Consider the following 22,763-nt stretch of genomic DNA (forward strand, 5'->3'; position numbering starts at 1 on the left):
GTCTTGCCGTGGTCAACGTGGCCGATCGTGCCGATGTTGACGTGAGGTTTACTACGCTCAAACTTTTCCTTTGCCATCTTAAAAGGCGCCTCGTGGTTTGGGGGCCCGTCTGGCCCGGTTAAATCATCGCGGGCCGTTTATTGGTTTTGGAAAGGAAAATCAAGCGTCGCGTTGCGGCCAAGCCCCCGCAAAGCGCCATATTTCTTAGCGGTTTCGGCCGGGTTTCAGCCCTCCACCGCCAGCTGCGGGGCAAACCAGCCCTCCTCTTCGTGCTTTTTCACCAGGAAATTCTGAATCACCTTGGCCGTATTACGGCTGAGATTCCGCATCTGCACCTCTTTCGACTGGGTCAGGCCCGACCCCAGGACGGTCGCCCCCGACAGCGTTTCAAGGACGGTGAGCTGTTCCGGCGTTTCGTTCAGCTTCACACCCTTGGCATCGTCCCAGACGGTGAAATTTATGATCAGCACCGATTTCGGCGACGCCACCACCGGAATGCCGGGCTGCGCCAGAACATAGCCTTCGACCGATGTGGCGAAGTGATACAGCCGGTCGCCCTCGTACCGTCCGAACCGTTCCCCGATCGCCGCGGTCAGCGCCGCCTGCCACTCCTCGGCGCTGGCCTCCCGCGACAGCGGTCCTTTCACCGCGTTGGGGGCAACGACGATATCGTGTCCCAGCCTGAAATCCCCCAGCCCGACCGGCGCCTCGTCCAGATCGTTGGCATTGGTGCAGGCGGTGACGAACACCAGCGCGATCAGCGCAGCGAAACGGGACAGCATGGGCAACTCCTTGTTCAGCGTGCCCCTGGCATAGACCGGCCCGGCCCGCCTTGCAATCCGCGCGGCCGGTTTGCCGCCGGGCTTCCGCCGCCTATAATGAACTCCACAGGAGGCCCGACATGCATCAGACCCCGCCGATCCCGGTTCACGTCCCGCTGGTGCGCGAACCCTGGGGCATCTTGAAAAGCCTCAACGCCGCACGCCGCAACGTGCTGTCGATCATTCCCGACATCGCCACAAGGCAACCGATGGTCAGCGGCAAGACCGGCAAGCGCTGGCACATGGTGATGGACCCGGACGCGATTCGGCGGGTCCTGCTGGACCGGCTGGACGATTACCCGAAATCGATGGTCACCAAGAACCTGCTGCGGCCGGCGATCGGCGAATCCCTGTTCGTCGCCGAAGGGGCGCATTGGCGCTGGCAACGGCGCGCGGCCGCGCCAGCCTTTTCCCACCGCAACGTGACCAACTTGGCCCCGATCATGACCGCGGCGGCGGAACGCGCGGCGACGCGAGTGGCCCGGAACGGCCCCAAAGCCATCAACATGGCCGATGAAATGGTGCGCGCAACCTTCGACGTGATCAGCGACGTCACCTTTTCCGGCAGCGGCGGCTTCGACCGCGACGCGGTTCACCGCGCCATAGATGGCTACATCGCGGCGGCCGGCCGCGTGTCCCTGTTCGACATCCTCGGCCTGCCCGACTGGGTGCCGCGCCCGGCACGGATGATGTCGGGCCGCCACCTGAACGAGATGAAAGCCTTCGCCGATGCCAGCATCGAGGCGCGCCGCCGCGACGGCCATGACGGGGTGCCCGACCTTCTCGACCTGTTGCTGCAGGGCGAAGACCCGGAAACCGGACGCCGGATGACGACCGGCGAATTGCGCGACAACCTGTTGACCTTCATCGTGGCCGGGCACGAAACCACGGCGCTGACTCTGGGCTGGGCGCTCTACCTCGTCGCCTTCGACCAGCAGGTGCAGGACAGGGCCCGGACCGAGGCGCAATCGGTGCTGGGCAGCCGAGCGGCCACGGCCGATGATCTGGCCGACCTTCCCTTCATCCGGATGATCATCGACGAGGCGCTGCGGCTTTACCCGCCCGCCGGGATGGTGTCGCGCACCGCGCTGAAATCCGACAGATTGGCAGACCGCGAAATCCGGCCGGGCGATACGGTAATCCTGCCGATCTACGCGCTGCATCGCAGCCATCTGCACTGGGACGACCCCGACGCGTTCCGCCCGGAACGCTTCGCCGACCGCAAGGCGATCCGACGCTACAGCTACCTGCCCTTCGGCGACGGACCGCGCATCTGCATCGGGGCCAGTTTCGCGCTGCAGGAAGCGGTGATCATCCTGTCCACCCTGCTGGCGCGGTTCCGTTTCACCCCCGTGCCGGGGCGCGATCCGGAACCGGTGATGATCATCACCCTGCGCCCCGAAGGCGGGGTCTGGCTGCAGGCGGAACCGGCCTAGGGGGCGCTGCCCCCGCCGCCCTGCGGGCGTCTCCCCCGGGATATTTACGAAAAGAAGAAACAGGGGGCGCCCCATGGCTTCTCCTTTTTTCAGATATCCCCGCCGGGGGCAGCCCCGAGGCGGAGGCCGCAGGCCGGAGACGAGACAAACATGCGCGCGCCAAGGGCGCGCACAATTCGATTGCGCCTACTTGAACTTGAAGCTGCGCGGGAAGCCGTAGGGCGGCTTCTTGCCGACGCCCGCCCGCTTGCCCAGCCAATCGGACATGTCGGGTTCGTGCCGCGTCTTGCCGCCGCCCATTTCCCAGCTCAGCCCCTCGTCCCAGGTGAAGGTTGTGATATCGCTGAGCCCGCCATCGAGTTCCAGCGTGCCCTGGCGGCCGCGCGCCATGTTGTATTTCTGCAGCCGCACGCCCTTGCCCCGGGTCATTTCGGGCAACTCGGCAACCGGGAAGACCAGGAACTTGCCGTTCTGGCTTACGATCGCAACGTGATCGCCCTCCACCGGGCGCACGATCTGCGCCTTCACCTCATCCTTGACGTTCAGCACCTGCTTGCCGGTCCGGGTCTGGGCCAGCACGTCATCTTCGGTCACCATGAACCCGTTGCCTTCGGAGGAGGCGACCAGCAGCTTGCGGCCCGGCTTGTGGATGAACAGGTCGATGATCTCGGCCTCGTTGGGCAGATCGACTATCAGCCGCAGCGGTTCGCCCATGCCGCGCCCGCCGGGCAGGTTGGCGGCCTGGATCGTGTAGAAGCGCCCGTTGGAAGCAAAGACCAGCAGCTTGTCGGTGGTTTCGGCGTGGAAGATGAAGCGCGGCCCGTCGCCGTCCTTGAACTTCAGCTCGCGGTTCAGGTCGATATGGCCGGTCATCGCGCGGATCCAGCCCATCTGCGAACAGACCACGGTGATAGGTTCGCGGTCGATCATCGCTTCCAGCGGCACCTCTTCCACCTCGGCAGCCTCGGCGAACTGGCTGCGGCGCGCCCCGCCGGGATAGCCGCGGCCGAACTGCTTGCGGGTTTCCTTCAGTTCCTCGCTGATCTTCGCCCATTGCAGGTCTTCGCTGTCCAGGAGCGCCAAAAGGCCCTCGCGCTCTTCCAGCAGCGCGTCGCGTTCGCGGTTGAGCTCGATTTCCTCCAGACGGCGCAGGCTGCGCAGACGCATGTTGAGGATCGCCTCGGCCTGAACCTCGCTCAACTCGCCCTCGCCGGAGCTGGGCAGCGGCGACACGTAATCGGCCTCGGAAGTCGCGCGGGCCCGTTTCAGGCCCCAGTTTTCCGCCATCAGCGCGTCTTTCGGCGCATCGTCATAGCGGATGATGTCGATCACCCGGTCGAGGTTGAGGAAGGCGATAATCAGGCCTTCCAGCACTTCCAGCCGGTGGTCGATCTTGTCCAGCCGGTGCTTCGAGCGGCGCTGCAGCACGTCGCGGCGGTGATCGAGGAAGGCGCGCAGCACTTCCTTGAGCGAACAGACCTTCGGCGTCACGCCGTCGATCAGAACGTTCATGTTCAGCGAGAACTTGATTTCCAGGTCCGAGCTGCGGAACATCATGTTCATCAGCACCTGCGGATCGACATTCTTCGACCGCGGTTCGAGGATCAGCCGGATATCATCGGCCGATTCGTCGCGCACATCGGCGAGAATCGGAACCTTCTTGGTCTGGATCAGCTCGGCGATCTTTTCGATCAACTTGGATTTCTGCACCTGATAGGGGATCTCGGTGATCACCACCTGCCAGGTGCCGCGGCCCAGATCCTCGACCTCCCACTTGGCGCGCAGCCGGAACGACCCGCGCCCGGTACGATAGGCCCGGGCGATGTTTTCGCGCGGCTCGACGATCACCCCGCCGGTGGGGAAATCGGGGCCGGGCACGTAGTTCAGCAGCGTCTCATCGCGCGCATCGGGCGTCTTGATCAGGTGCAGGCAGGCACCGATCAGTTCCTCTATATTGTGCGGCGGGATATTCGTGGCCATGCCCACCGCGATCCCGGACGATCCATTGGCCAGCAGGTTCGGGAAGGCCGCCGGCAACACCACCGGTTCGCTGAGCGTGCCATCGTAGTTTTCGCGGAAATCGACGGCGTTTTCGTTCAGCCCCTCCAGCAGCGCCTCGGCGGCGGCGGTCATCCGGGCTTCGGTGTATCGGCTGGCAGCCGGGTTGTCGCCGTCGATATTACCGAAGTTGCCCTGACCGTCGACCAGCGGGTAACGGACGTTGAAATCCTGCGCCAGACGCGCCATCGCGTCATAGATCGCGGCGTCGCCATGCGGGTGGTAATTGCCCATCACGTCGCCGGAAATCTTCGCCGATTTGCGGAATCCCCCCGACGAAGACAGCCGCAATTCGCGCATCGCATAGAGAATGCGCCGGTGCACCGGCTTCAGCCCGTCGCGCGCATCGGGCAGCGCCCGGTGCATGATCGTGCTCAGCGCATAGGTCAGGTAACGTTCGCCGATGGCACGGCGCAACGGTTCGGACACTTCCTGCGGGTCCATGTTGGGGTCTTCGATCAGATCACTCATAGATGCTGTGTACCCTTGCCGCAAAGACACGACAAGAGCAGGACGCGCGGAAATGCACCCGAGAAATGCGCGTGGCGCCGCCGGCACAGGCGGGGGGACTGAACCGTGACCGGTTCAGCAGCATTTGCACCGGCAGGGCAAATCGCCTAGCTCTTGTGGGCAATCGGCGGGCAAGGATATCGAGGCGGGAATTGTGGCGAAATCCATTCTGATCACGGGCTGTTCTTCCGGCATCGGCTATGACGCGGCGCATGGGCTGAAAGCGCATGGCTGGCGGGTCTTCGCGTCCTGCCGGAAACAGGAGGATTGCAACCGGTTGGCGGCCGAGGGGCTGGAAACGGTTCGACTGGATTATGCCGACGAGGCCAGCATCGAAGCGGCGCTGGCGCAGGTGCTGGAGGCTACCGGCGGCACGCTGGACGCACTTTACAACAACGGCGCCTTCGCCAGCCCCGGCGCGGCCGAGGACCTGCCGCGCGGCGCGCTGCGCGAGATTTTCGAGGTCAACCTCTTCGGCGTGCACGACCTGACTCGCCGGGTGATCCCGGTGATGCGGGCACAGGGGCATGGCCATATCGTCAATTGTTCCTCGATCCTCGGGCTGGTCGCGGCGCCGTGGCGGGCCGCCTACAACGCAACCAAGTTCGCGCTTGAGGGGTTGACCGACACGCTGCGGATTGAAATGCGTGGCACCGGCATCAAGGTGGTGCTGATCGAACCGGGGCCGGTCACGTCGAAGATCCGCAGGAACTCGATCGCGCATTTCGAGAAATGGATCGACTGGGAAAACAGCCCGCGCGCCGAGCAGTATCGCGATACGCTGCTCAAGCGGCTGTATAACGACGGCGGCAAGAAGGACTTCTTCGAATTGCCCGCCTCTGCGGTCACCGCCAAGCTGATCCGAATCCTGGAAAGCGACAATCCGCGGCCGCGCTACTACGTGACAACGCCGACTTATCTGATGGGAGGGCTGCGGCGCGTTCTGCCCACCCGCGCGCTGGACTGGATCCTGGCCAAGGGATAACGGGCGACGCCCGAAACCGGCGGCCACCGCAAGGCCGGCCTTCACGCCGAGCGGCCCCGCGACCAAATAAACGGTTCGCTTTTGCCGCTCATGCCTCTACATCAGGAACAGGCAAAAGGAAGGACCAAGCCAGATGAAGGACGATCCGCTTTTCTATGTTGTCGCCGCGGCCTGTCTCGGCGTGGTGGTGATCCTGATGATCGGGATCGGCGGCTTCGCCAAGGGTGGCGAATTCAACCGCAAACACGCCAACAAGATCATGCGCCTGCGAATCGCGGCGCAATTCGTGGCGGTCGTGCTGGTCCTGCTTTTTGTCTGGCTGCGGCGCGGAGGCTGACACGATGGTTGTTCTGAACAAGATTTACACCCGCACCGGCGACAAGGGCGACACCGCGCTCGGCGACGGCAGCCGCGTGCCAAAACATTCCCCCCGTGTGGCCGCCTATGGCACGGTGGACGAACTGAACGCCACGCTGGGCCTGGCGCGGCTGCACGCGGATGGCGACATCGACGCGGCGCTCGGCCGGATGCAAAATGACCTCTTTGACCTCGGCGCCGACCTGTGCCGCCCGGAAATGGACAAGGATGCCGACGCCGAATACCCGCCCCTGCGCATGGTCGACAGCCAGGTCGCGCGGCTGGAATCCGAAATCGACGTGATGAACAAGAACCTCGAACCGCTGCGCAGCTTCATCCTGCCGGGCGGATCGCCGCTGTCGGCGCATCTGCACCTGTGCCGCACCGTGGCGCGCCGAGCCGAGCGGCTGTCGGTGGAACTGGCCAGCGTGGAAGAGGTCAACCCTGCGGCGGTGAAATACCTCAACCGGTTGTCCGACTGGTTCTTCGTTGCCGCGCGACTGGCCAACGATCACGGCCGGTCGGATATTCTGTGGGTGCCCGGCGCCAACCGCTAAGCCGCCGCGCCGGCCCCGCTCACGCCTTTTCCGACACCGGCAGCCAGACTTCGAACATCGGCAGATCCTTGTCGCCAATCCTGTAGGACGGGTAGCGTTCGAAAACCTCCCGGCTGTCCAGCTTCCATTCGCTTTCCGGTAGCCAGCGCAGCATCACGGTGTCGAATGCCCGTGTCATTTCCGAATAGGACCCGGTGAAGCGGAACACGGCATAGCGCCCGCCTTTCAGTACCGCCGAGTAATACGGGCGACGCACCACTTCGTCCTTCCCGGCAGCGACGCCCGCGAGATAAAAGAAACGGCCATAGTAGGCAAACGGCGCATCGGCGGAAACGTTTTGGAAAACACCATAGGTCGTCGCCCTGACCCCCTGCTGGATCGGGTGGCGTTCCGATTGCAACTGCCACCAGAGCCTTGGAATCTCGTCCCGGGTTTCGAGACAATATTCGCCCCCCAGACCAACGATGGTCAATTCGGTCATGTCGACGATTTCGGGCGAAGGCAGAATAAAGACCATGGTCTTTTCTTTATATCGGATAGACTGACAGCGTCGCCATTTCTCTTCCCCGTGCCCGATTTTTTTCTGTACACCCGCCCGGAAACCGAAAAACGCGACGTCGGTTGGCGCTAACGTGACGATTTTGCCCTGTTTCACAGCTGCGCAAGAATATAACAAAGGGCCGATAGTATTCGGGGGAGTCGTTTCGCTCTCCCTTAAACACCTGAAGGGAGACCGCGCAAATGAAGGTGCTTGTACCTGTCAAACGTGTGATCGACTATAACGTGAAAGTCCGTGTTAAGGCGGATGGCAGCGGTGTCGATCTTGCCAATGTCAAAATGTCGATGAACCCGTTCGACGAGATTGCCGTCGAAGAGGCGATCCGCCTGAAAGAAGCCGGCAAGGCCGAAGAGGTCGTCGTCGTTTCGATCGGCGTCAAGCAGGCGCAGGAAACCCTGCGCACCGCGCTGGCCATGGGCGCAGACCGCGCCATCCTGGTGGTTGCCGCCGATGACGTGCACACGGACATCGAACCGCTGGCCGTCGCCAAGATCCTCAAGGGTGTGATCGACGAAGAACAGCCCGGGCTGGTCATCGCCGGCAAACAGGCGATCGACAACGACATGAACGCCACCGGCCAGATGCTGTCGGCTCTGCTGGGCTGGTCGCAGGCGACCTTCGCATCGGAAGTGGACATCGACGGCGACACCGCCGTTGTCACCCGCGAAGTCGATGGCGGTCTGCAGACCATCAAGGTCAAGATGCCCACGATCGTCACCGCCGACCTGCGCCTGAACGAGCCGCGCTATGCATCGCTGCCCAACATCATGAAGGCGAAGAAGAAGCCGCTGGATGAAAAGACTGCCGCCGATTACGGCGTCGATGTCAGCCCGCGCCTGGAAATCGTCAAGACCACCGAGCCCGAGGCACGTCAGGCCGGCGAGATCGTCGGTTCGGTCGACGAGCTGGTCGCGAAACTGAAAGAAAAGGGAGTCGTGTAATGGCTGTTCTCCTGCTTGCTGAAGTCACCGACGGCGCGCTGGCGCTGGACGCAACCGCCAAGGCCGTCACCGCCGCCAAGGCTCTGGGCGACGTGACCGCGCTTTGCGTAGGCGCATCGGCCGCCGATGCCGGTGCCGAAGCCGCCAAGATCGATGGCGTCGCCAAGGTTCTGGTCGCCGAGGACGCGTCGCTGGGGCATCGCCTGGCCGAACCCACCGCGGCGCTGATCGCGTCTCTGGCGGGTGATTACGACCACATCGTCGCGCCCGCGACCACCGACGCCAAGAACATCATGCCGCGCGTTGCGGCGCTCTTGGACGTGATGGTGATCTCGGACGTGTCCGGCGTCGTCGACGGCGACACGTTCGAACGCCCGGTCTATGCCGGCAACGCGATCCAGACGGTGAAATCGAAGGACGGCAAGAAGGTCATCACCTTCCGCACCTCGTCGTTCGACGCGGCTGGTGAAGGCGGCGTGGCTTCGGTCGAAACCGCCACCGTGGGCGCCTCCGAAGGCCTGTCGGAATGGGTCGAGGACAAGGTCGCCGCAAGCGATCGTCCGGAACTGACCTCGGCCGGCATCGTCGTATCGGGTGGCCGCGGCGTTGGCTCGGAAGAAGACTTCAAGATCATCGAAGCGCTGGCCGACAAGCTGGGCGCCGCCGTCGGCGCATCGCGCGCCGCGGTCGATTCGGGCTTCGCCCCGAACGACTGGCAGGTGGGCCAGACCGGCAAGGTCGTGGCGCCGGAACTCTACGTCGCCGTCGGCATCTCGGGTGCGATCCAGCACCTTGCCGGGATGAAGGATTCCAAGATCATCGTCGCGATCAACAAGGACGAAGAGGCGCCGATCTTCCAGGTCGCCGATTTCGGCCTCGTCGCCGACCTGTTCGAAGCGGTGCCGGAACTGACCGAGAAACTGGGCTGATCCCCGTTTCAAAGCGAATACAAAAGGCCCGCCAAACGGCGGGCCTTTTCTTATTGCGCGGCACCATGCCCATGCGGCTTGGCGACCTCAGGGTCACGGACGAGGGGGATATACTCCCACGGTGGCAATGCAGAACTTCATCGACAGCGACGGCTGATACAGCGACACCGACTGGCTGCCCCCGGTATTGCCGATCGTTGTGGTGACCTGCGTGGTCACCACCCCGGCTTCCAGCGTAGAGTCCAGCGCCCCGCCGGAATTGTAGGTATTGCCACTGGCAAATTCGCCCAGCTTGTTTCCTTGCGGCGTGGCAGCATTCACCGTCGCCGTGGTCGCATGCATTTCAGACGTGGCCGTGCTGCTTGCGGTGTGGTTGTGCGACGGCAACTGCAGCGTGGTCAACGTGGTCTGACCGACCCCGACCTTCTCACCCTGAATGAATGCTGGCTGGCCAGGCCCTCGCCCCATGCCGAGGGGGACACGGCCGCGCAGATCCGGCAGGGCGAAGGTCGTTTGTCCGTCACCGCCATATATGGTCCCCAATAGCGAAAAAAGTGCCGTGTTCGAGGAAATCGCCAGAAGATCGCCATTGGCTTCCAGCCAGCCGCGCGGACAGAAATTTTGCCCCACCATGATGATATCCCCGATATAGGGATCGGGTCCTGCCTGTGCGGGGGCAGCGATCAAACCAGACAAACTCGCCAAGACACAAGGAACCAGCGGAAAACGCATAAGATTTCTCCTGAAGATTAATCAATTTTAACGCAGGATTAACTGCAAGCAAATCAACCCTAAGGCGACGCGCCATTTCCGGCCAAGAAAATTCAAAAAGATGGTTAATATCTGCCCCCCGGTCACCGGGGCTGCTGAAACTTGGCGGATGCACCGGTTGCCTTGGATGTCACCGTGCCAGGCTGGACAGGGCCACGCCCGCCAGCACCACCGCCGCCGCCAGCAGGAAGCCCAAAGACGGCACTTCGCCGAGGAACAGAACCCCGCCCGCGATCGCGATCACCGGCACCGTCAGCTGCGCCACCGCCGCCCTTGTTGCGCCAAGCGCGGGCAGGATCGTGTACCAAAGCGCATAGCCCAGCCCGGAGGTCACCGCCCCCGACAGGATCGCCAACAGGATCCCCGCCGCGTTGGCGCCCCCGACACCGATTGCGAGGGACAACAGCAAAGCGATTGGCACGGCCAGCACGAAATTCGCCGCGGTCGCCTGCAAAGCGTCCCCGGCCCCGCGACCGTTCAGCGAATAAATGCCCCAACCGATCCCGGCCAACACCATCATCCCGGCCTGCAAGGGCGGCAGAGCAACACCGCCACCGGGCCAGAGCAACCAGACAAGCCCGGCAAAGGCCACCGCCGCCCCAGCCCAGCGTATCACCGGTACCCGTTCGCCCAGCCAAAGCGCGCCCGCGAACATCGTGACCTGCACCATGCCGAACAGGACCAGCGCGCCGATTCCCGCATCGAGCGCCGTATAGGCAAGCGAGAATCCGAAGACATAGAGGGTCAGCGACAGCACCCCGATCAGCCGTCCCCGCCCGCCAAGCGGCACCCCGCCGTGCAGGGCGAAGGACAGGACCGCCAGCATCGCGGCACCGGCCGCCAGCCGGACGGTTCCGAACAGCACCGGGTCCAGCCCCGCCTGAACCAATCCCATCCGGTTCAGCACGGAATTCGCCGCGAAGGCGATCATGGTCAGCACGGTGATCCCGAACAACCGCATCAGAGCGGCTTCTCGAACGCTTTGCGTGCGGCGGCCGCCTTGGCCCGCATCGCGCATCCCTCGGCGTGGTCGTTGATCAGCCCCATCGCCTGCATGAATGCATAAACCGTGGTCGGGCCGACGAATTTCCAACCGCGTTTTTTCAGGTCCTTGGACAGGGCGGCGGAGGCGGGCGAGGTTGACTGCGTTTGCGGCTCCCCAAGCTCCGACGGATCGGGTTCATATCCCCACACGAACCGCGCGATCGAACCTTCTTCGGCGACCAGCTCCTGCGCCCGGCGGGCATTGTTGATCACCGCCTCGATCTTGCCGCGATGACGGACGATACCCGCGTCCTGCAACAACCGCTCCACGTCGCTGTCATCGTATCCGGCCATCTTGTTGAAATCGAAACCGTCGAAGGCGCGGCGGAAGTTTTCCCTCTTGGCCAGAATGGTGCGCCAGCTCAACCCCGACTGGAAACTTTCCAGGCACAGCTTTTCGAACAGCCGGACATCGTCGCCCACCGGATAGCCCCATTCATCGTCGTGGTAGGGGTAGAATTCCGGCACGTCGCCGCACCACTTGCAGCGCGGCCTGCCATCCGGCCCTTCGATCAGCTTGCTCATGGCGTCCTCTCCCGCTGCGCGTCGATAGTAACGTATCCAGCGACCGGCGTCCGCTCAACTCACAAACCGTCGAACGCGGCGGGATAGCGAAGCTCCTGCGACGGGGCATCGTTGCCGGGGCCCGCGATCAGCGTGTATTCAATCGGGAATGGGCTTTGCAGGTTAGCAGCGCGGGACTGGCTGAAGCCCCCCTTCTCGTAGAAAGCCACTTCGCCCAGAACGACGACATAAGTGCCGGTCAGGCGCGCCCATTCGCTCAGCAATCCCATCATCCGCTTGCCCTGCCCTTGCCCCTGCCAATCGGGATCGACGGCGACCGGCGCCAGGCACAGCCAGTTTTTCGGCGCCCGGATCCAGGACAAAGCATAATACCCGATGATGTCATCCCCGACGGGCACCACCATTTCGCCCGCCATCGCCTTTGACTTGCGCAGCTTGTGCACCAGCCTGACCTCGTCCTGCCCGCCGAAGGCACGTTGCAGCAATCGGTCGACCTTCGCCTCTTCGCCTTTGCGCAGTTCCCGGTGGAAATCGCCCTGGGCTACCATCTTGTTCTCCTCCTACGAAAAGGGGCAGCCCGAAGGCTGCCCCAATGTCTTCCGAGATGGAAGGCGTGACTTACATCATGCCGCCCATGCCGCCCATGTCGGGCATCGCCGGTGCGCCACCGCCGTCTTTCGACGGCTTGTCCGCGACCATCGCTTCGGTGGTGATCAGCAGGCCAGCAACCGAGGACGCGTCTTCCAGAGCGGTCCGGGTCACTTTCGCCGGGTCGATCACGCCGAAGGAGAACATGTCGCCATATTCTTCGGTCTGAGCGTTGAAGCCGAACGAGCTGTCGTCCGATTCGCGAACCTTGCCGGCCACGACAGCGCCGTCGACGCCAGCGTTTTCCGCGATCTGGCGCAGCGGTGCTTCCAGCGCGCGGCGCACGATGGCGATACCGGCGTTCTGGTCGGAGTTGGCGCCTTCCAGGCCGTCCAGCGACTTGCCGGCCTGAACCAGGGCAACACCGCCACCGACGATCACGCCTTCCTGAACGGCAGCGCGGGTCGCGTTCAGAGCATCGTCGACACGGTCTTTGCGCTCTTTAACTTCCACTTCGGTCATGCCGCCAACCTTGATCACGGCAACACCGCCGGCCAGCTTGGCCACGCGTTCCTGCAGCTTCTCACGGTCGTAGTCCGAAGAGGTTTCTTCGATCTGGGTGCGGATCTGGGCGACCCGTGCTTCGATCTCGGCCTTTTCGCCAGCGCCGTCGACGACAGTCGTTTCGTCTTTGGTGATGGTGACTTTCTTGGCCGAACCCAGCATGTCCATGGTCACCGATTCCAGCTTCATGCCCAGGTCTTCGCTGATCACCTGACCGCCGGTCAGGATTGCGATGTCCTGCAGCATGGCCTTGCGGCGATCGCCGAAGCCCGGTGCCTTGACGGCTGCGATTTTCAGACCGCCGCGCAGCTTGTTGACGACCAGGGTCGCCAGCGCTTCGCCTTCAACGTCCTCGGCGATGATCAGCAGCGGCTTTTGCGACTGAATCACCGATTCCAGCAGCGGAACCATCGGCTGCAGCGACGACAGTTTCTTCTCGTGCAGCAGGATCATGCAGTCTTCCAGATCTGCAATCATCTTGTCGGGGTTGGTCACGAAGTAGGGCGACAGGTAGCCGCGGTCGAACTGCATGCCTTCGACGACAACGGTCTCGGTTTCCAGACCCTTGTTTTCCTCGACGGTGATAACGCCTTCGTTGCCGACCTTCTGCATCGCGTCCGCGATCTGCTGGCCGATCTCGGCTTCACCGTTGGCCGAAATGGTGCCAACCTGGGCAACCTCGGCCGAGTCTTTGACTTCGCGGGCCATTTCCTTGATCGACGCGACAACCCTGTCGGTGGCCAGATCGATGCCGCGCTTCAGGTCCATCGGGTTCAGGCCGGCAGCAACCTGCTTGAGGCCTTCTTTCACGATGGCCTGAGCCAGAACGGTCGCGGTGGTGGTACCGTCACCGGCTTCGTCATTGGTGCGGCTGGCCACTTCCTTGACCATCTGCGCGCCCATGTTTTCGAACTTGTCTTCCAGTTCGATTTCCTTGGCGACAGACACACCGTCCTTGGTGATGCGGGGGGCGCCGAAGCTCTTGTCGAGGACCACGTTGCGGCCTTTCGGGCCCAGGGTCACCTTGACGGCATCGGCCAGCACGTTCACGCCGGCCAGCATGCGGTTGCGGGCATCGGTATCGAATTTGACGTCCTTAGCAGACATATCGTTTGCTCCTGTTACTTAAAACTGTTGCGCGACGATCAGGACAGGATGCCCATGATGTCGGATTCTTTCATGATCAGCATCTCTTCACCGTCAACGGTGATTTCGGTGCCGGACCATTTGCCGAACAGGATCTTGTCGCCTTCCTTGACGTCCATTGCGATGCGATCGCCATCGTCGTCCTTGGCGCCTGCGCCGACTGCGACAACCAGGCCTTCCGCCGGCTTTTCCTTGGCGCTGTCGGGGATGATCAGCCCACCTGCGGTTTTCTCGTCGCCTTCAACGCGGCGAACCAGCACGCGGTCATGAAGCGGAGTAAATGCCATCTCTGAGTCTCCTTGGCTCAGTGTTTCTCCCGGGCTCCCTTCTCATGAAGCAGAGCCGTTAGCACTCACCCTTGTCGAGTGCTAACGGCGCATAGTTAGGAAGATGGCAGGGGTGAGTCAACAGCCGGTATATGAAAATTGGACGAAGCTTTTTGGCCAGAGGGGACGGGGGCCGACACGCCGCCTTCAAAGCGAAGGGTTCAGTGCCTCCCGGCCCGCATCCGTCAGGTCATACACGCCCTTTTCCACCCTCTCGAACCAGCCATAGTGATTGTCCGACATCACCCGTGTCGCCCGTTTCACCCCGGCCTCGCGCGCCACCACGGCGCCTTTCGATGCGCCGTGTTCGGCCAGGTAGGCGGCGCAGCGCAGCGCCTCCTGCCGGTAGGACGTCACCAGCCCCCGGCGCACCGCGCCGCCCTTGTTGGGATCGCCTTCGCGCCGTTCGAATTCGGCCATCAGGGTTGCCTGCCGCTTCTTCACCTTGCGCGGCTGGAACGGGGCGGGATCGTGATGCACCTGCACCTCGCCCGCGTCCAGCCGGACCGAAATCACCCCCAGACCCAGCCGCTTGCAAAGCGCCAGATTGCCCTTGAACGCCCGCCAGCCGGCCCGTCCCTTCCAGCGCGGCACCGCGACATAGACCTGATCGGTGACCTTCTGACGCGCCACCGCCTGTTGCAGCAGGGTCAGCGAAAACCCCGTCTTCAGTTCGATGATGACCGGCGCTTCGCCGTCCCGCATGGCCACCACGTCCACGGCGCCGATTTCCGCCTTCACCTCGTATCCGAGGGCTTCGAAAAACGTCTTCACCGGGGTGTAGAGTTCGGTTTCGCTCGATTTTCGCGCAGTGCGCAACGGTTCGCTCCAACGGTTCATGGCAGGCGGGGCAACCCAAAAGCGAACCCTTGCCGCCCGGCACCCTTGTCGGGGTTTCGCATTCTGCTACCCTCCTTCGAAAGCAAAGGAGAATTCAAGTGCTGCGGCTTTGGCTTATCATTACCTTGACCCTGTTTGCATACCCGCTTCATGCCGCCTGCGATGGCGAATCCGGGTTCTGGTCGCTGCCGGGCGAACAGCAGCGCGCGTTGCAGCAGCGCGCTGACCGCGTGCCCTTCCCCGAAGGTATCCTGTGGCAGGTCGAGAAGAACGGCGTCACCTCCCATATCATTGGCACGATGCACCTTTACGATCCGCGCCATGCGGACACGCTTGCCCGCCTGAATCCGCTGCTGGACCGGGCCGATCAGGTTTTCCTTGAAGCGACCGGCGAACAGGAAGCGGAATTCCAAAGATATCTGACCGCCAATCCCGATCTGATCCTGCTGACCGAAGGCCCCAGCCTGATCGACCTGCTTGGGGAAGACAGCTGGAAGCGACTGCAACCACAACTCAAGTCACGCGGCATACCGGGCTTCGTAGCGGCGAAATACCGGCCCTGGTTCCTGGGCATGAACCTTGCCATACCCACCTGCGCGATCCGTGACCTCAAGCAAAAGAAGAAAGGCCTCGATCGCATGGTCGAAATCGCCGCGCAGGAACGGAACCTGACGATACGGTCATTGGACGATGTCAAAGCCGTCTTTCGCCTCCTTGCCGGCGATCCGCTGGAAAAGCAGGTCGAAGAGCTGAAATGGAGCCTGCAATTCGAGCTGACCGATGCGATATCGGGCGGCAGCGACCTGACCGACCACTATTTCCGGGGGCAAACGCAGCTCGGGTGGGAGTATCTGTCGGCGAAAGCCATCAACCATTACGGTGCAAAACCGGAAGACCGAGACAAGATCGTGTCGCTTCTGAACGAAATGATGGAAAAGCTGATCGTCGGCCGGAACCATGGATGGGCTGAAACCCTGTCGGTTGAACTGGCCCAAACGGATTCTTTCGTGGCCATCGGGGCGCTGCACCTGCCGGGCGAAAACGGTGTGCTGGCATTGCTGGAACGGCACGGTTTCACAATCACCCGGCTGCCGCTGTCGGAAGGCTAAGACAGATCGAAATGCTGCAGTGCGGCACAAAGGTCGCACCGGCCGCGCAGGCGGGTGACATTCGCTCAAAGCCCTTCTATAAGGCGCGCAAAACAGACCTTTTCGCGCATATGAAGGAATCTCTGACATGACCATCCAGGTTTTCGGCCACAAATCCCCCGATACCGATTCCACCGGATCGCCCATTATCTGGGCCTGGTACCTGAACGAGGTGAAAGGTGTCGCCGCCACCCCGAAGCTGCTGGGCGAACCCAACACCGAAGCCGCCTTCGTTCTGAAGCGCTGGAACCTGGACAAGCCGGAAATCATTTCCGGCGTCGAAGCCGGCGCGCCGGTCGTCATCGTCGACACCAACAACCCCGCCGAACTGCCCGAGGCGATCAACGATGCCGACGTGCAGGCGATCATCGACCACCACAAGCTGGTCGGCGGGCTGGAAACCAAGGGTCCGATCGACATCACCATCCGGCCGCTGGCCTGCACCGCCACCATCATGGTCGACCTGATGGGCGACGACGCCGCCAAGATGCCCGAAGCGATCAAGGGCGCGGCGCTGAGCTGCATCCTGTCGGACACACTGGAATTCCGCTCGCCCACGACCACCGACCACGACCGTGAAGCGGCCGAAAAACTGGCCGCCGATCTGGGCATCGACATCGCCGCCTACGCGTCGGAAATGTTCGAAGCGAAATCCGACATCTCGGCCTTTTCGGATGCCGAACTGATCCGGATGGATTCGAAGGCATACGAAGTCGACGGCACCAAGTTCCGCGTTTCGGTTCTGGAAACCACCGCGCCCAAGCTGGTGCTGGACCGCAAGGACAGCCTGATGGCGTCCTTCGAAGAAGTCGCCAAGGAAGACGGCGTCGATCAAGTCCTGCTGTTCGCCGTGGACATCCTGAATGAAGAAGCCACCCTGCTGGTCCCGAACGACCTGGTCAAAACCGTGGCCGAGAAGAGCTTCGGTGCCACCGTGGACGGCGACACCGTCGTCCTGCCGGGCGTCATGAGCCGCAAAAAGCAGATCATTCCGAACCTCAAGGTCTGATCACAGGCCCGAGCGTCAAAACGACAACACCCGCGGACATCTCCGCGGGTGTTTTTCTTTGGCAGACAGGGGGATCAGTCGCGGCCGCCCTGTCCGTTTCCGTTGGCGTCCCCGCCCTTGTAGCCGGTTCCGTCCTCCGGCTCGGCCCCGCCGAGGCCGCCACCGGCTTGGCTGTTCACGTCCTGCACCATCAGGCCCAGCTGCTCGTCCTCGCCAAGGGTGTCGATGCTCTGCTCCTGATTTTCATCATGATATTGCGCATTCACGATATCATCGTCGTCGGCCCAGGGGTTCGCGTGCGAAGCCATCAACGGCGTCGCCACACCTAAAGCAATCAAGATACCCAGAGCCGTCTTTTTCATATCGACTTACCTTTCACGTACATTCGTTACTGCTGCGCCTTCACGCCGAAAAGACAAATACAGGATTCAACTTTTATTTTGATCATATACCTCAAGAAGATGCCGTCCTTAGGCGAAAAACAGCAGCTTTCCGCCTTCTGCCTAGGCGATTTACCGCCACGGGCAGGCGGCAGAGCGTCGCGCCAGACAGCTTCACACGGCACCGCACGGCGCGAGACGCCGCTTTCGCCGCCTCTGATCGCCCGCCCCTCACCCTCGGCGCGCGATGTCGCAGGCCGGATGGGTCAGATGTACGCCACTGGCCAGGCAATCGGCGCAGAAATAGCCACAGCCGGCCTTGGCCCAGACCTCTTCAGGTTCGGCGATCAACGCCGTGCCGCAGCCGTCGCAATGCAGGTCCTTGTACAACTCGGCGAGCTTGACCGATGAATCTCGAATATCTCCATCCGTCCCTCGTAAAATTCCAAGTTTACGGGTGGCGCCGCTCGGGCACCCCTGTCATATCTTCGCCCGCAAGGTGACCCAGATAACAGGCCCGACCCATGACACAGATCATTTCCGCCCTTTCCGAAGTTTCCGACCGCTACGACGCGCTGTTTGTCGATCTTTGGGGCTGCATCCACAATGGCGTCACCGCATATCCCGAAGCGGTCGCGGCGCTTCAGGCCTATCGCAAGAAAGGCGGCATCGTGGTTCTGGTGACCAATTCGCCGAAACCCCGTCTGGGCGTGGTCGAACAGTTGAAAATCTTCGGCGTGCCGGAAGATGCCTATGACACGATCGCCACCAGCGGCGACAGCGCCCGCGCGGCGATGTTCGAGGGCGCCGTCGGGCATAAGGTCTATTTCATGGGCGAATGGCAGCGCGACGCGGAGTTCTTCGAACCGCTGCATATCCTGGAAAACCCGGTCGACATCACCCGGGTACCACTGACCGAGGCCGAGGGGATCGTCTGCTGCGGCCCGAACGATCCCATGGCCGACCCGGACGTGAACCGGGCCGATTTCCTCTATGCCAAGACCAAGGGGCTGAAGCTGCTGTGCGCCAATCCCGATATCGTGGTCGACCGTGGCGAGGTCCGCGAATGGTGCGCCGGGGCATTGGCGCGGCTTTACACGCAGATGGGCGGTGAAAGCCTTTATTTCGGCAAACCGCACCCGCCGATCTATGATCTGGCGCGCCGGCGTCTGGCCGCGCTGAATCCCGATATCGGTGACAGCGCCATTCTGGCCATCGGCGACGGGGTGCATACCGACATCCAGGGCGCGATGGGCGAGGATATCGATTCCCTGTTCATTTCCGGCGGCCTGGCGCGCGAGGACACCAAAACGACGCACCAACCCGATGCGCAAGCGTTAGAAGCCTACCTGAGCAGGGAAAAATCGGCTCCGAACTATACGATCGGTCAGCTCCGCTGAGTGAAAAAGGGCTTGATTTTCTGCGCCTGCAAAGTAATAAAGTTGCGAAATCGCCCCTCGGGGCGGCAATTTGTTGCTCGCAAAGAGAATCGGAGGGTCGGATGTTGGACAACCTGCCACGCGGAACGATCTGCATCGAAGACATCGAAATGGGGATGACGCGCCATCTGCGCAAAGTCGTCACCGATGAAGATATCGAGATGTTCGCCAAGGTATCGACCGACCACAATCCGGTGCATCTGGACGACGATTATGCGCAGGACACGATCTTCAGCGGCCGCATCGCCCACGGCATGCTGACAGCCGGGTTGATTTCGGCGGTGATCGGCGAACAGCTTCCCGGCCACGGCACGATCTACATGGGTCAGACGTTGAAATTCCTCGCCCCCGTGCGCCCCGGCGACATGGTCACGGCCGAGGTCGAGGTGATCGACATCGACTTTCCCAAACGCCGGGTCAAGCTGGATTGCCGCTGCCTTGTCGACGGCAAGAAGGTGCTGATGGGCGAAGCCACGGTGCTGGCCCCGTCGCGCAAGTTCGACTAATCCACCGGCCCGCAACGGCCCCGCCCGCAAGAAGGCTTGCGCCTGCCTGCGCGCGGGGCTAACCCTGCGCCATGCATATCATCCGGGATTACAGCTATGTCACCGACGAAGATCGCGGCGCCTCCGCCGCGATCGGCAATTTCGACGGTGTCCATCTGGGCCATCAATCGGTGATCGAAATCGCCCGGCGCGAAGGCGAAAAGATCGGCGCGCCGCTTGGCGTGATGACGTTCGAACCGCATCCGCGCGAATTCTTCGCCCCCAAAGCCCCCGCCTTCCGTCTCATGGGGCCCGAAGCACGCGCGCACCGGCTGGAAAAGTTGGGCGTCGAAAAGCTCTATGAACTGAATTTCAACGCCATCCTGTCGTCCCTGACACCGGAAGAATTCGCGGTGAAGGTGATCCATGACGGGCTGGGGCTGAAACACGTGGTCGTGGGCGCCGATTTCTGCTTCGGCAAGGGCCGGGCCGGCGATGTCGAGGACCTGAAACGCTTCGGCGCGGAGCTGGGCTTCGGCGTCACCATCGCCGAACTGCTGACGGGCGACGGGATCGAAGTGTCGTCGACCGCGATCCGCAACGCGCTGAGCGAAGGGCGCCCGCGCGACGCCGCCGCTATGCTGGGCCATTGGCACCGGATCGAGGGCGAGGTGATCGGCGGCGACCAGCGCGGCCGCGAATTGGGCTTCCCCACCGCCAACATGTCGATCGACGGCATTCATCCGCCGAAATTCGGCGTCTACGCGGTGCTGGTCGAAATCCTGGATGGCCCGCACAAGGGGCGCTATCACGGCGCCGCCTCGATGGGTGTCCGCCCGATGTTCGGGGAAAACCGCCCCAACCTCGAAACCTACCTGTTCGATTTCAAGGGCGACCTTTACGGCGCCGACCTGTCCATCGGCCTGGTCGATTACCTGCGCCCAGAGGAAAAGTTCGACAGCCTCGAGGCACTGATCGACCAGATGAACGCCGACTGCGCCAAGGCGCGCGCCATCCTGGCCGCGCTATGACCCAGCCGAAACTGCGCAAACGGTTCTGGGAAAACGTGCCGCTGGAAAAGATGACCCATGACGAATGGGAAGCCCTGTGCGACGGCTGCGGCAAATGCTGCCTGAACAAGCTGGAAGATGACGAAACCGGCGAAGTGGCGCTGACCAACATCGCCTGCCGCTTGCTGGACGACGAAACCTGCCGCTGTTCGCAATACCCGATCCGCCACCAATTCGTGCCCGAATGCATCGTTCTGAAACCGCAGAACATGGGGGAAAACCTCTATTGGATGCCGGAAACCTGTGCCTATAAATTGCTGTGGAACGGGCACAAGCTGAAGGACTGGCACCCGCTGGTCAGCGGCGATCCGGAAAGCGTGCACCTGGCGGGCGTGTCGATGCGCGGCCGCACGGTGCCGGAATACGAAGTGCCCGAGGAAGACTGGGAAGAATATATTATCGAGGAGCCGACCTGATGTTCTTTGCCTCTGACAATGGTGGCCCGACCCATCCGCAGATTCTTGAAGCGGTGACCAAGGCGAACGAAGGGTATCGCAGCGGCTATGGCGCTGATGCGGAAATGGACCGCGTGCGCGAGATGATCCGCGACGTGTTCGAGGCGCCCGATGCGGCGGTTTACCTTGTGGCGACGGGCACGGTGGCCAATTCGCTGGCGCTGGCCACGCTGTGCCAGCCCTGGGACACGATTTTCTGCACCCCGCTCGCCCATATCGAGGAAGACGAATGCAACGCGCCCGAGTTCTACACAGGCGGCGCCAAGCTGACGCTGGTGGGCGAGGCCGACAAGATGACGCCGGAGCAGCTGCGCGCCACGATCAAGAGCAAGGGCGGCAGCGTCCATAACCCGCAGCGCGGGCCGGTGTCGATCACCCAGGTGACCGAACTGGGGCACGTCTATAGCCTGGCCGAGATCGAGGCGCTATGCTCTGTTGCCAAGGAATTCGACCTGCCGGTGCATCTGGACGGGGCACGCTTTGCCAATGCGCTGGTCGCGCTCGGTTGCACGCCCGCCGAAATGACCTGGAAGGCCGGTGTCGACGCGGTCAGCTTCGGCGGCACCAAGAACGGCTGCATGGGCGTCGAGGCGGTGATCTTCTTCGATCCGAAGCACGCCCGGGAATTCGAACTGCGCCGCAAGCGGGCCGGGCACCTGTTTTCCAAGCACCGCTACCTGTCGGCGCAGATGCTGGGATACCTGACTGGCGACCTGTGGCTGCAAACCGCGCGGCAGGCGAACGACAACTGTGACCGGCTGGCGGCCGGCATGCGGGAATTGCCGGGGGTGGAATTCATCGCCGAACCGCAGGCCAACATGATCTTCGCCAAGATGCCGCGCGCGCTGCATCAGCGCGTCTTCGACGCCGGGGCCTATTATTACCTCATGGACGGCGACCTTGAGGGTGACGATCCCAACGAACCGCTGCTGGGCCGTTTCGTCTGCGACTGGTCGATCGGGGCCGAGGGCGTTGATCAGTTCCTCGCCGCTGCCAAGGGCTGATCCACAGCCGCTTCGGCATCGAGGAATGACCGGATCAATTCCGCCACGCGACCGGAATGGGTGATCGGGGCCATGTGCCCTGCCCCTTCGACCGTTTCGCAGCGACTGTTCCCGATGCGCCGGTGCAGGCCGGCGACGATAAGGTGGATGTATTCGAGCGTGTTTTCGCCCTCGATCAAGAGCGTCGGCATTTCCAGCGCCTCGATCGCGCCGCGTCGCAGCAGCCCGGCCGAATCCTCGACCACCTCCGGCGCGACCTGTTCGACCACGCCAATCCGTTCCGCCATCGACAGGCGCAGGGACGCCGGCAGGCTGTCCCAGGGGCGGCCATCCCCCCAGACATCGGAATACCCCTTGGCCGCAGCCATCATGTCGCCGGCCTTGATCGCCCGGTCATAGTCCGCCAGATCGCGGTCATGCCGTTGCCGGCTGTCCGGGTCATCGGCAAAAGCAACCGCCAGGAACACCGGTTCGATCAGAACCAGGGATCGCACCAGTCCGGAGTTTTCCGTTGCAAGCCGCAGCGCCACGGTCGCCCCGAAGGATTGCCCGATCAGGTCTATTGGCCGATCGATGAAATCCGCCGCCATGTCGGTGGCGACCCGCTGCAGGGGCGCGCGCTGGTCCCATTGACCGCTTCTGCCGTGGCCGGGAATGTCGAAGGCGGTCATGTGCAGGATATCGCCTAGATGCGCCGCCATCCCCGCCCAGGCCCCCGAATGGCCCAGGCTGCAATGGATCAGCAGCGCCTCGCGCGGGCCGGAGCCGAATTCTGTCCAATAGGTCGGGAACCCGCCCTTCACTCCCTGCGGCATC

At 62.7% G+C, this 22,763-nt stretch carries 26 protein-coding genes and 1 pseudogene; 13 read left to right on the plus strand and 14 right to left on the minus strand.

Going from position 1 to position 22,763, the window contains the following annotated elements:
- Positions 1-77: pseudogene (locus tag IT775_RS21695) on the minus strand (GTP-binding protein); the annotation flags it as partial.
- 147 nt (positions 78-224) lie between these two features.
- Positions 225-782: a hypothetical protein gene (locus IT775_RS18785; RefSeq protein ID WP_212702781.1), complete on the minus strand. Its 558-nt coding sequence runs from the start codon at positions 780-782 to the stop codon at positions 225-227.
- Between the two features lie 119 nt (positions 783-901).
- Here IT775_RS18785 and IT775_RS18790 point away from each other — a divergent pair, with 119 nt between their 5' ends.
- Positions 902-2,257 (plus strand): cytochrome P450, encoded by a 1,356-nt coding sequence (locus IT775_RS18790; RefSeq protein WP_212702782.1) that lies wholly within the window; start codon positions 902-904, stop codon positions 2,255-2,257.
- A gap of 186 nt (positions 2,258-2,443) precedes the next feature.
- Here the strand turns inward: IT775_RS18790 and IT775_RS18795 are convergent, their stop codons facing one another.
- Positions 2,444-4,786 carry a DNA topoisomerase IV subunit A gene (locus IT775_RS18795; protein WP_212702783.1) on the minus strand — a complete coding sequence of 781 codons (2,343 nt, stop codon included), beginning with the start codon at positions 4,784-4,786 and terminating at the stop codon, positions 2,444-2,446.
- 190 nt (positions 4,787-4,976) lie between these two features.
- Here IT775_RS18795 and IT775_RS18800 point away from each other — a divergent pair, with 190 nt between their 5' ends.
- The 3 genes from IT775_RS18800 (at position 4,977) to IT775_RS18810 (ending at position 6,724) form a co-directional block, all read left to right on the plus strand.
- The gene (locus IT775_RS18800) at positions 4,977-5,810 is read left to right on the plus strand and encodes an SDR family NAD(P)-dependent oxidoreductase (RefSeq protein ID WP_212702836.1); all 834 of its coding nucleotides are present in this window, start codon (positions 4,977-4,979) and stop codon (positions 5,808-5,810) included.
- A 133-nt stretch (positions 5,811-5,943) separates the two neighbouring features.
- Positions 5,944-6,147 carry a twin transmembrane helix small protein gene (locus IT775_RS18805; protein WP_212702784.1) on the plus strand — a complete coding sequence of 68 codons (204 nt, stop codon included), beginning with the start codon at positions 5,944-5,946 and terminating at the stop codon, positions 6,145-6,147.
- Positions 6,148-6,151: 4 nt separating this feature from the next.
- Positions 6,152-6,724 carry a cob(I)yrinic acid a,c-diamide adenosyltransferase gene (locus tag IT775_RS18810; protein WP_212702785.1) on the plus strand — a complete coding sequence of 191 codons (573 nt, stop codon included), beginning with the start codon at positions 6,152-6,154 and terminating at the stop codon, positions 6,722-6,724.
- A 19-nt stretch (positions 6,725-6,743) separates the two neighbouring features.
- Here IT775_RS18810 and IT775_RS18815 read toward each other — a convergent pair whose 3' ends face one another.
- A complete protein-coding gene (locus tag IT775_RS18815; protein ID WP_212702786.1) occupies positions 6,744-7,241 on the minus strand; it encodes a GyrI-like domain-containing protein in 498 nt (165 codons plus the stop codon).
- A gap of 224 nt (positions 7,242-7,465) precedes the next feature.
- Between IT775_RS18815 and IT775_RS18820 the strand changes: the two genes are divergently transcribed.
- Together IT775_RS18820 and IT775_RS18825 are read left to right on the plus strand one after the other, a co-directional pair.
- Complete coding sequence (locus IT775_RS18820) at positions 7,466-8,224, plus strand: electron transfer flavoprotein subunit beta/FixA family protein (RefSeq protein ID WP_212702787.1); 759 nt, start codon at positions 7,466-7,468, stop codon at positions 8,222-8,224.
- The gene (locus IT775_RS18825) at positions 8,224-9,153 is read left to right on the plus strand and encodes an electron transfer flavoprotein subunit alpha/FixB family protein (RefSeq protein ID WP_212702788.1); all 930 of its coding nucleotides are present in this window, start codon (positions 8,224-8,226) and stop codon (positions 9,151-9,153) included. The genes IT775_RS18820 and IT775_RS18825 overlap by 1 nt, the downstream gene beginning before the upstream one ends.
- A gap of 93 nt (positions 9,154-9,246) precedes the next feature.
- Here IT775_RS18825 and IT775_RS18830 read toward each other — a convergent pair whose 3' ends face one another.
- From IT775_RS18830 to IT775_RS18860, 7 genes are all read right to left on the minus strand, one after another.
- A complete protein-coding gene (locus IT775_RS18830; RefSeq protein ID WP_212702789.1) occupies positions 9,247-9,885 on the minus strand; it encodes a phage tail protein in 639 nt (212 codons plus the stop codon).
- A 169-nt stretch (positions 9,886-10,054) separates the two neighbouring features.
- Positions 10,055-10,885: a DMT family transporter gene (locus IT775_RS18835; RefSeq protein WP_212702790.1), complete on the minus strand. Its 831-nt coding sequence runs from the start codon at positions 10,883-10,885 to the stop codon at positions 10,055-10,057.
- Positions 10,885-11,493 carry a DNA-3-methyladenine glycosylase I gene (locus IT775_RS18840; RefSeq protein WP_212702791.1) on the minus strand — a complete coding sequence of 203 codons (609 nt, stop codon included), beginning with the start codon at positions 11,491-11,493 and terminating at the stop codon, positions 10,885-10,887. The genes IT775_RS18835 and IT775_RS18840 overlap by 1 nt, the downstream gene beginning before the upstream one ends.
- Positions 11,494-11,552: 59 nt before the next feature.
- Positions 11,553-12,041 carry a GNAT family N-acetyltransferase gene (locus IT775_RS18845; protein WP_212702792.1) on the minus strand — a complete coding sequence of 163 codons (489 nt, stop codon included), beginning with the start codon at positions 12,039-12,041 and terminating at the stop codon, positions 11,553-11,555.
- 70 nt (positions 12,042-12,111) lie between these two features.
- Positions 12,112-13,752 (minus strand): chaperonin GroEL, encoded by a 1,641-nt coding sequence (gene groL, locus IT775_RS18850; RefSeq protein WP_212702793.1) that lies wholly within the window; start codon positions 13,750-13,752, stop codon positions 12,112-12,114.
- A 38-nt stretch (positions 13,753-13,790) separates the two neighbouring features.
- Positions 13,791-14,078 (minus strand): co-chaperone GroES, encoded by a 288-nt coding sequence (locus tag IT775_RS18855; RefSeq protein WP_212702794.1) that lies wholly within the window; start codon positions 14,076-14,078, stop codon positions 13,791-13,793.
- 186 nt (positions 14,079-14,264) lie between these two features.
- Entirely contained in the window at positions 14,265-14,957 is a 693-nt protein-coding gene (locus IT775_RS18860; RefSeq protein ID WP_212702795.1) for a DUF2161 domain-containing phosphodiesterase, read from the minus strand.
- A gap of 98 nt (positions 14,958-15,055) precedes the next feature.
- Here IT775_RS18860 and IT775_RS18865 point away from each other — a divergent pair, with 98 nt between their 5' ends.
- Positions 15,056-16,066 (plus strand): TraB/GumN family protein, encoded by a 1,011-nt coding sequence (locus IT775_RS18865; protein WP_212702796.1) that lies wholly within the window; start codon positions 15,056-15,058, stop codon positions 16,064-16,066.
- A gap of 127 nt (positions 16,067-16,193) precedes the next feature.
- Positions 16,194-17,114 carry a manganese-dependent inorganic pyrophosphatase gene (locus tag IT775_RS18870; RefSeq protein ID WP_212702797.1) on the plus strand — a complete coding sequence of 307 codons (921 nt, stop codon included), beginning with the start codon at positions 16,194-16,196 and terminating at the stop codon, positions 17,112-17,114.
- A 74-nt stretch (positions 17,115-17,188) separates the two neighbouring features.
- Here the strand turns inward: IT775_RS18870 and IT775_RS18875 are convergent, their stop codons facing one another.
- Both IT775_RS18875 and IT775_RS18880 read right to left on the minus strand, forming a co-directional pair.
- The gene (locus IT775_RS18875) at positions 17,189-17,476 is read right to left on the minus strand and encodes a hypothetical protein (RefSeq protein WP_212702798.1); all 288 of its coding nucleotides are present in this window, start codon (positions 17,474-17,476) and stop codon (positions 17,189-17,191) included.
- 249 nt (positions 17,477-17,725) lie between these two features.
- Complete coding sequence (locus IT775_RS18880) at positions 17,726-17,884, minus strand: hypothetical protein (protein ID WP_212702799.1); 159 nt, start codon at positions 17,882-17,884, stop codon at positions 17,726-17,728.
- Between the two features lie 134 nt (positions 17,885-18,018).
- On the opposite strand from IT775_RS18880, the gene IT775_RS18885 reads away from it, so the two are divergent.
- From IT775_RS18885 to IT775_RS18905, 5 genes are all read left to right on the plus strand, one after another.
- On the plus strand, positions 18,019-18,894 hold the full coding sequence (locus IT775_RS18885) for a TIGR01459 family HAD-type hydrolase (RefSeq protein ID WP_212702800.1): 876 nt from the start codon (positions 18,019-18,021) through the stop codon (positions 18,892-18,894).
- Positions 18,895-18,995: 101 nt separating this feature from the next.
- Entirely contained in the window at positions 18,996-19,439 is a 444-nt protein-coding gene (locus IT775_RS18890; protein ID WP_212702801.1) for a MaoC family dehydratase, read from the plus strand.
- Positions 19,440-19,510: 71 nt separating this feature from the next.
- A complete protein-coding gene (locus IT775_RS18895) occupies positions 19,511-20,449 on the plus strand; it encodes a bifunctional riboflavin kinase/FAD synthetase (RefSeq protein WP_212702802.1) in 939 nt (312 codons plus the stop codon).
- The gene (locus IT775_RS18900; protein ID WP_212702803.1) at positions 20,446-20,904 is read left to right on the plus strand and encodes a YcgN family cysteine cluster protein; all 459 of its coding nucleotides are present in this window, start codon (positions 20,446-20,448) and stop codon (positions 20,902-20,904) included. The genes IT775_RS18895 and IT775_RS18900 overlap by 4 nt, the downstream gene beginning before the upstream one ends.
- Positions 20,904-21,947, plus strand: a complete 1,044-nt coding sequence (locus IT775_RS18905; protein WP_212702804.1) for a threonine aldolase family protein — start codon at positions 20,904-20,906, stop codon at positions 21,945-21,947. The genes IT775_RS18900 and IT775_RS18905 overlap by 1 nt, the downstream gene beginning before the upstream one ends.
- Here the strand turns inward: IT775_RS18905 and IT775_RS18910 are convergent.
- Positions 21,920-22,762 carry an alpha/beta fold hydrolase gene (locus IT775_RS18910; RefSeq protein ID WP_212702805.1) on the minus strand — a complete coding sequence of 281 codons (843 nt, stop codon included), beginning with the start codon at positions 22,760-22,762 and terminating at the stop codon, positions 21,920-21,922. The genes IT775_RS18905 and IT775_RS18910 overlap by 28 nt on opposite strands.
- Position 22,763 lies beyond the last annotated feature (1 nt).

Source organism: Thalassovita aquimarina, assembly GCF_018219815.1.
GTDB lineage: Bacteria > Pseudomonadota > Alphaproteobacteria > Rhodobacterales > Rhodobacteraceae > Thalassobius > Thalassobius aquimarinus.

What these genes read in the sequence shown, in the direction of transcription:
- IT775_RS18890 (WP_212702801.1), top strand. Translation starts at nt 18,996, where the DNA reads ATGTTGGACAACCTGCCACGCGGAACGATCTGCATCGAAGACATCGAA.
- IT775_RS18840 (WP_212702791.1), bottom strand. Translation starts at nt 11,493, where the DNA reads ATGAGCAAGCTGATCGAAGGGCCGGATGGCAGGCCGCGCTGCAAGTGG.
- IT775_RS18845 (WP_212702792.1), bottom strand. Translation starts at nt 12,041, where the DNA reads ATGGTAGCCCAGGGCGATTTCCACCGGGAACTGCGCAAAGGCGAAGAG.
- IT775_RS18900 (WP_212702803.1), top strand. Translation starts at nt 20,446, where the DNA reads ATGACCCAGCCGAAACTGCGCAAACGGTTCTGGGAAAACGTGCCGCTG.
- IT775_RS18825 (WP_212702788.1), top strand. Translation starts at nt 8,224, where the DNA reads ATGGCTGTTCTCCTGCTTGCTGAAGTCACCGACGGCGCGCTGGCGCTG.
- IT775_RS18895 (WP_212702802.1), top strand. Translation starts at nt 19,511, where the DNA reads ATGCATATCATCCGGGATTACAGCTATGTCACCGACGAAGATCGCGGC.
- IT775_RS18815 (WP_212702786.1), bottom strand. Translation starts at nt 7,241, where the DNA reads ATGGTCTTTATTCTGCCTTCGCCCGAAATCGTCGACATGACCGAATTG.
- IT775_RS18860 (WP_212702795.1), bottom strand. Translation starts at nt 14,957, where the DNA reads ATGAACCGTTGGAGCGAACCGTTGCGCACTGCGCGAAAATCGAGCGAA.
- IT775_RS18785 (WP_212702781.1), bottom strand. Translation starts at nt 782, where the DNA reads ATGCTGTCCCGTTTCGCTGCGCTGATCGCGCTGGTGTTCGTCACCGCC.
- IT775_RS18885 (WP_212702800.1), top strand. Translation starts at nt 18,019, where the DNA reads ATGACACAGATCATTTCCGCCCTTTCCGAAGTTTCCGACCGCTACGAC.
- IT775_RS18870 (WP_212702797.1), top strand. Translation starts at nt 16,194, where the DNA reads ATGACCATCCAGGTTTTCGGCCACAAATCCCCCGATACCGATTCCACC.
- IT775_RS18820 (WP_212702787.1), top strand. Translation starts at nt 7,466, where the DNA reads ATGAAGGTGCTTGTACCTGTCAAACGTGTGATCGACTATAACGTGAAA.
- IT775_RS18805 (WP_212702784.1), top strand. Translation starts at nt 5,944, where the DNA reads ATGAAGGACGATCCGCTTTTCTATGTTGTCGCCGCGGCCTGTCTCGGC.
- IT775_RS18910 (WP_212702805.1), bottom strand. Translation starts at nt 22,762, where the DNA reads ATGCCGCAGGGAGTGAAGGGCGGGTTCCCGACCTATTGGACAGAATTC.
- IT775_RS18875 (WP_212702798.1), bottom strand. Translation starts at nt 17,476, where the DNA reads ATGAAAAAGACGGCTCTGGGTATCTTGATTGCTTTAGGTGTGGCGACG.
- IT775_RS18795 (WP_212702783.1), bottom strand. Translation starts at nt 4,786, where the DNA reads ATGAGTGATCTGATCGAAGACCCCAACATGGACCCGCAGGAAGTGTCC.
- groL (WP_212702793.1), bottom strand. Translation starts at nt 13,752, where the DNA reads ATGTCTGCTAAGGACGTCAAATTCGATACCGATGCCCGCAACCGCATG.
- IT775_RS18905 (WP_212702804.1), top strand. Translation starts at nt 20,904, where the DNA reads ATGTTCTTTGCCTCTGACAATGGTGGCCCGACCCATCCGCAGATTCTT.
- IT775_RS18830 (WP_212702789.1), bottom strand. Translation starts at nt 9,885, where the DNA reads ATGCGTTTTCCGCTGGTTCCTTGTGTCTTGGCGAGTTTGTCTGGTTTG.
- IT775_RS18855 (WP_212702794.1), bottom strand. Translation starts at nt 14,078, where the DNA reads ATGGCATTTACTCCGCTTCATGACCGCGTGCTGGTTCGCCGCGTTGAA.
- IT775_RS18835 (WP_212702790.1), bottom strand. Translation starts at nt 10,885, where the DNA reads ATGCGGTTGTTCGGGATCACCGTGCTGACCATGATCGCCTTCGCGGCG.
- IT775_RS18810 (WP_212702785.1), top strand. Translation starts at nt 6,152, where the DNA reads ATGGTTGTTCTGAACAAGATTTACACCCGCACCGGCGACAAGGGCGAC.
- IT775_RS18790 (WP_212702782.1), top strand. Translation starts at nt 902, where the DNA reads ATGCATCAGACCCCGCCGATCCCGGTTCACGTCCCGCTGGTGCGCGAA.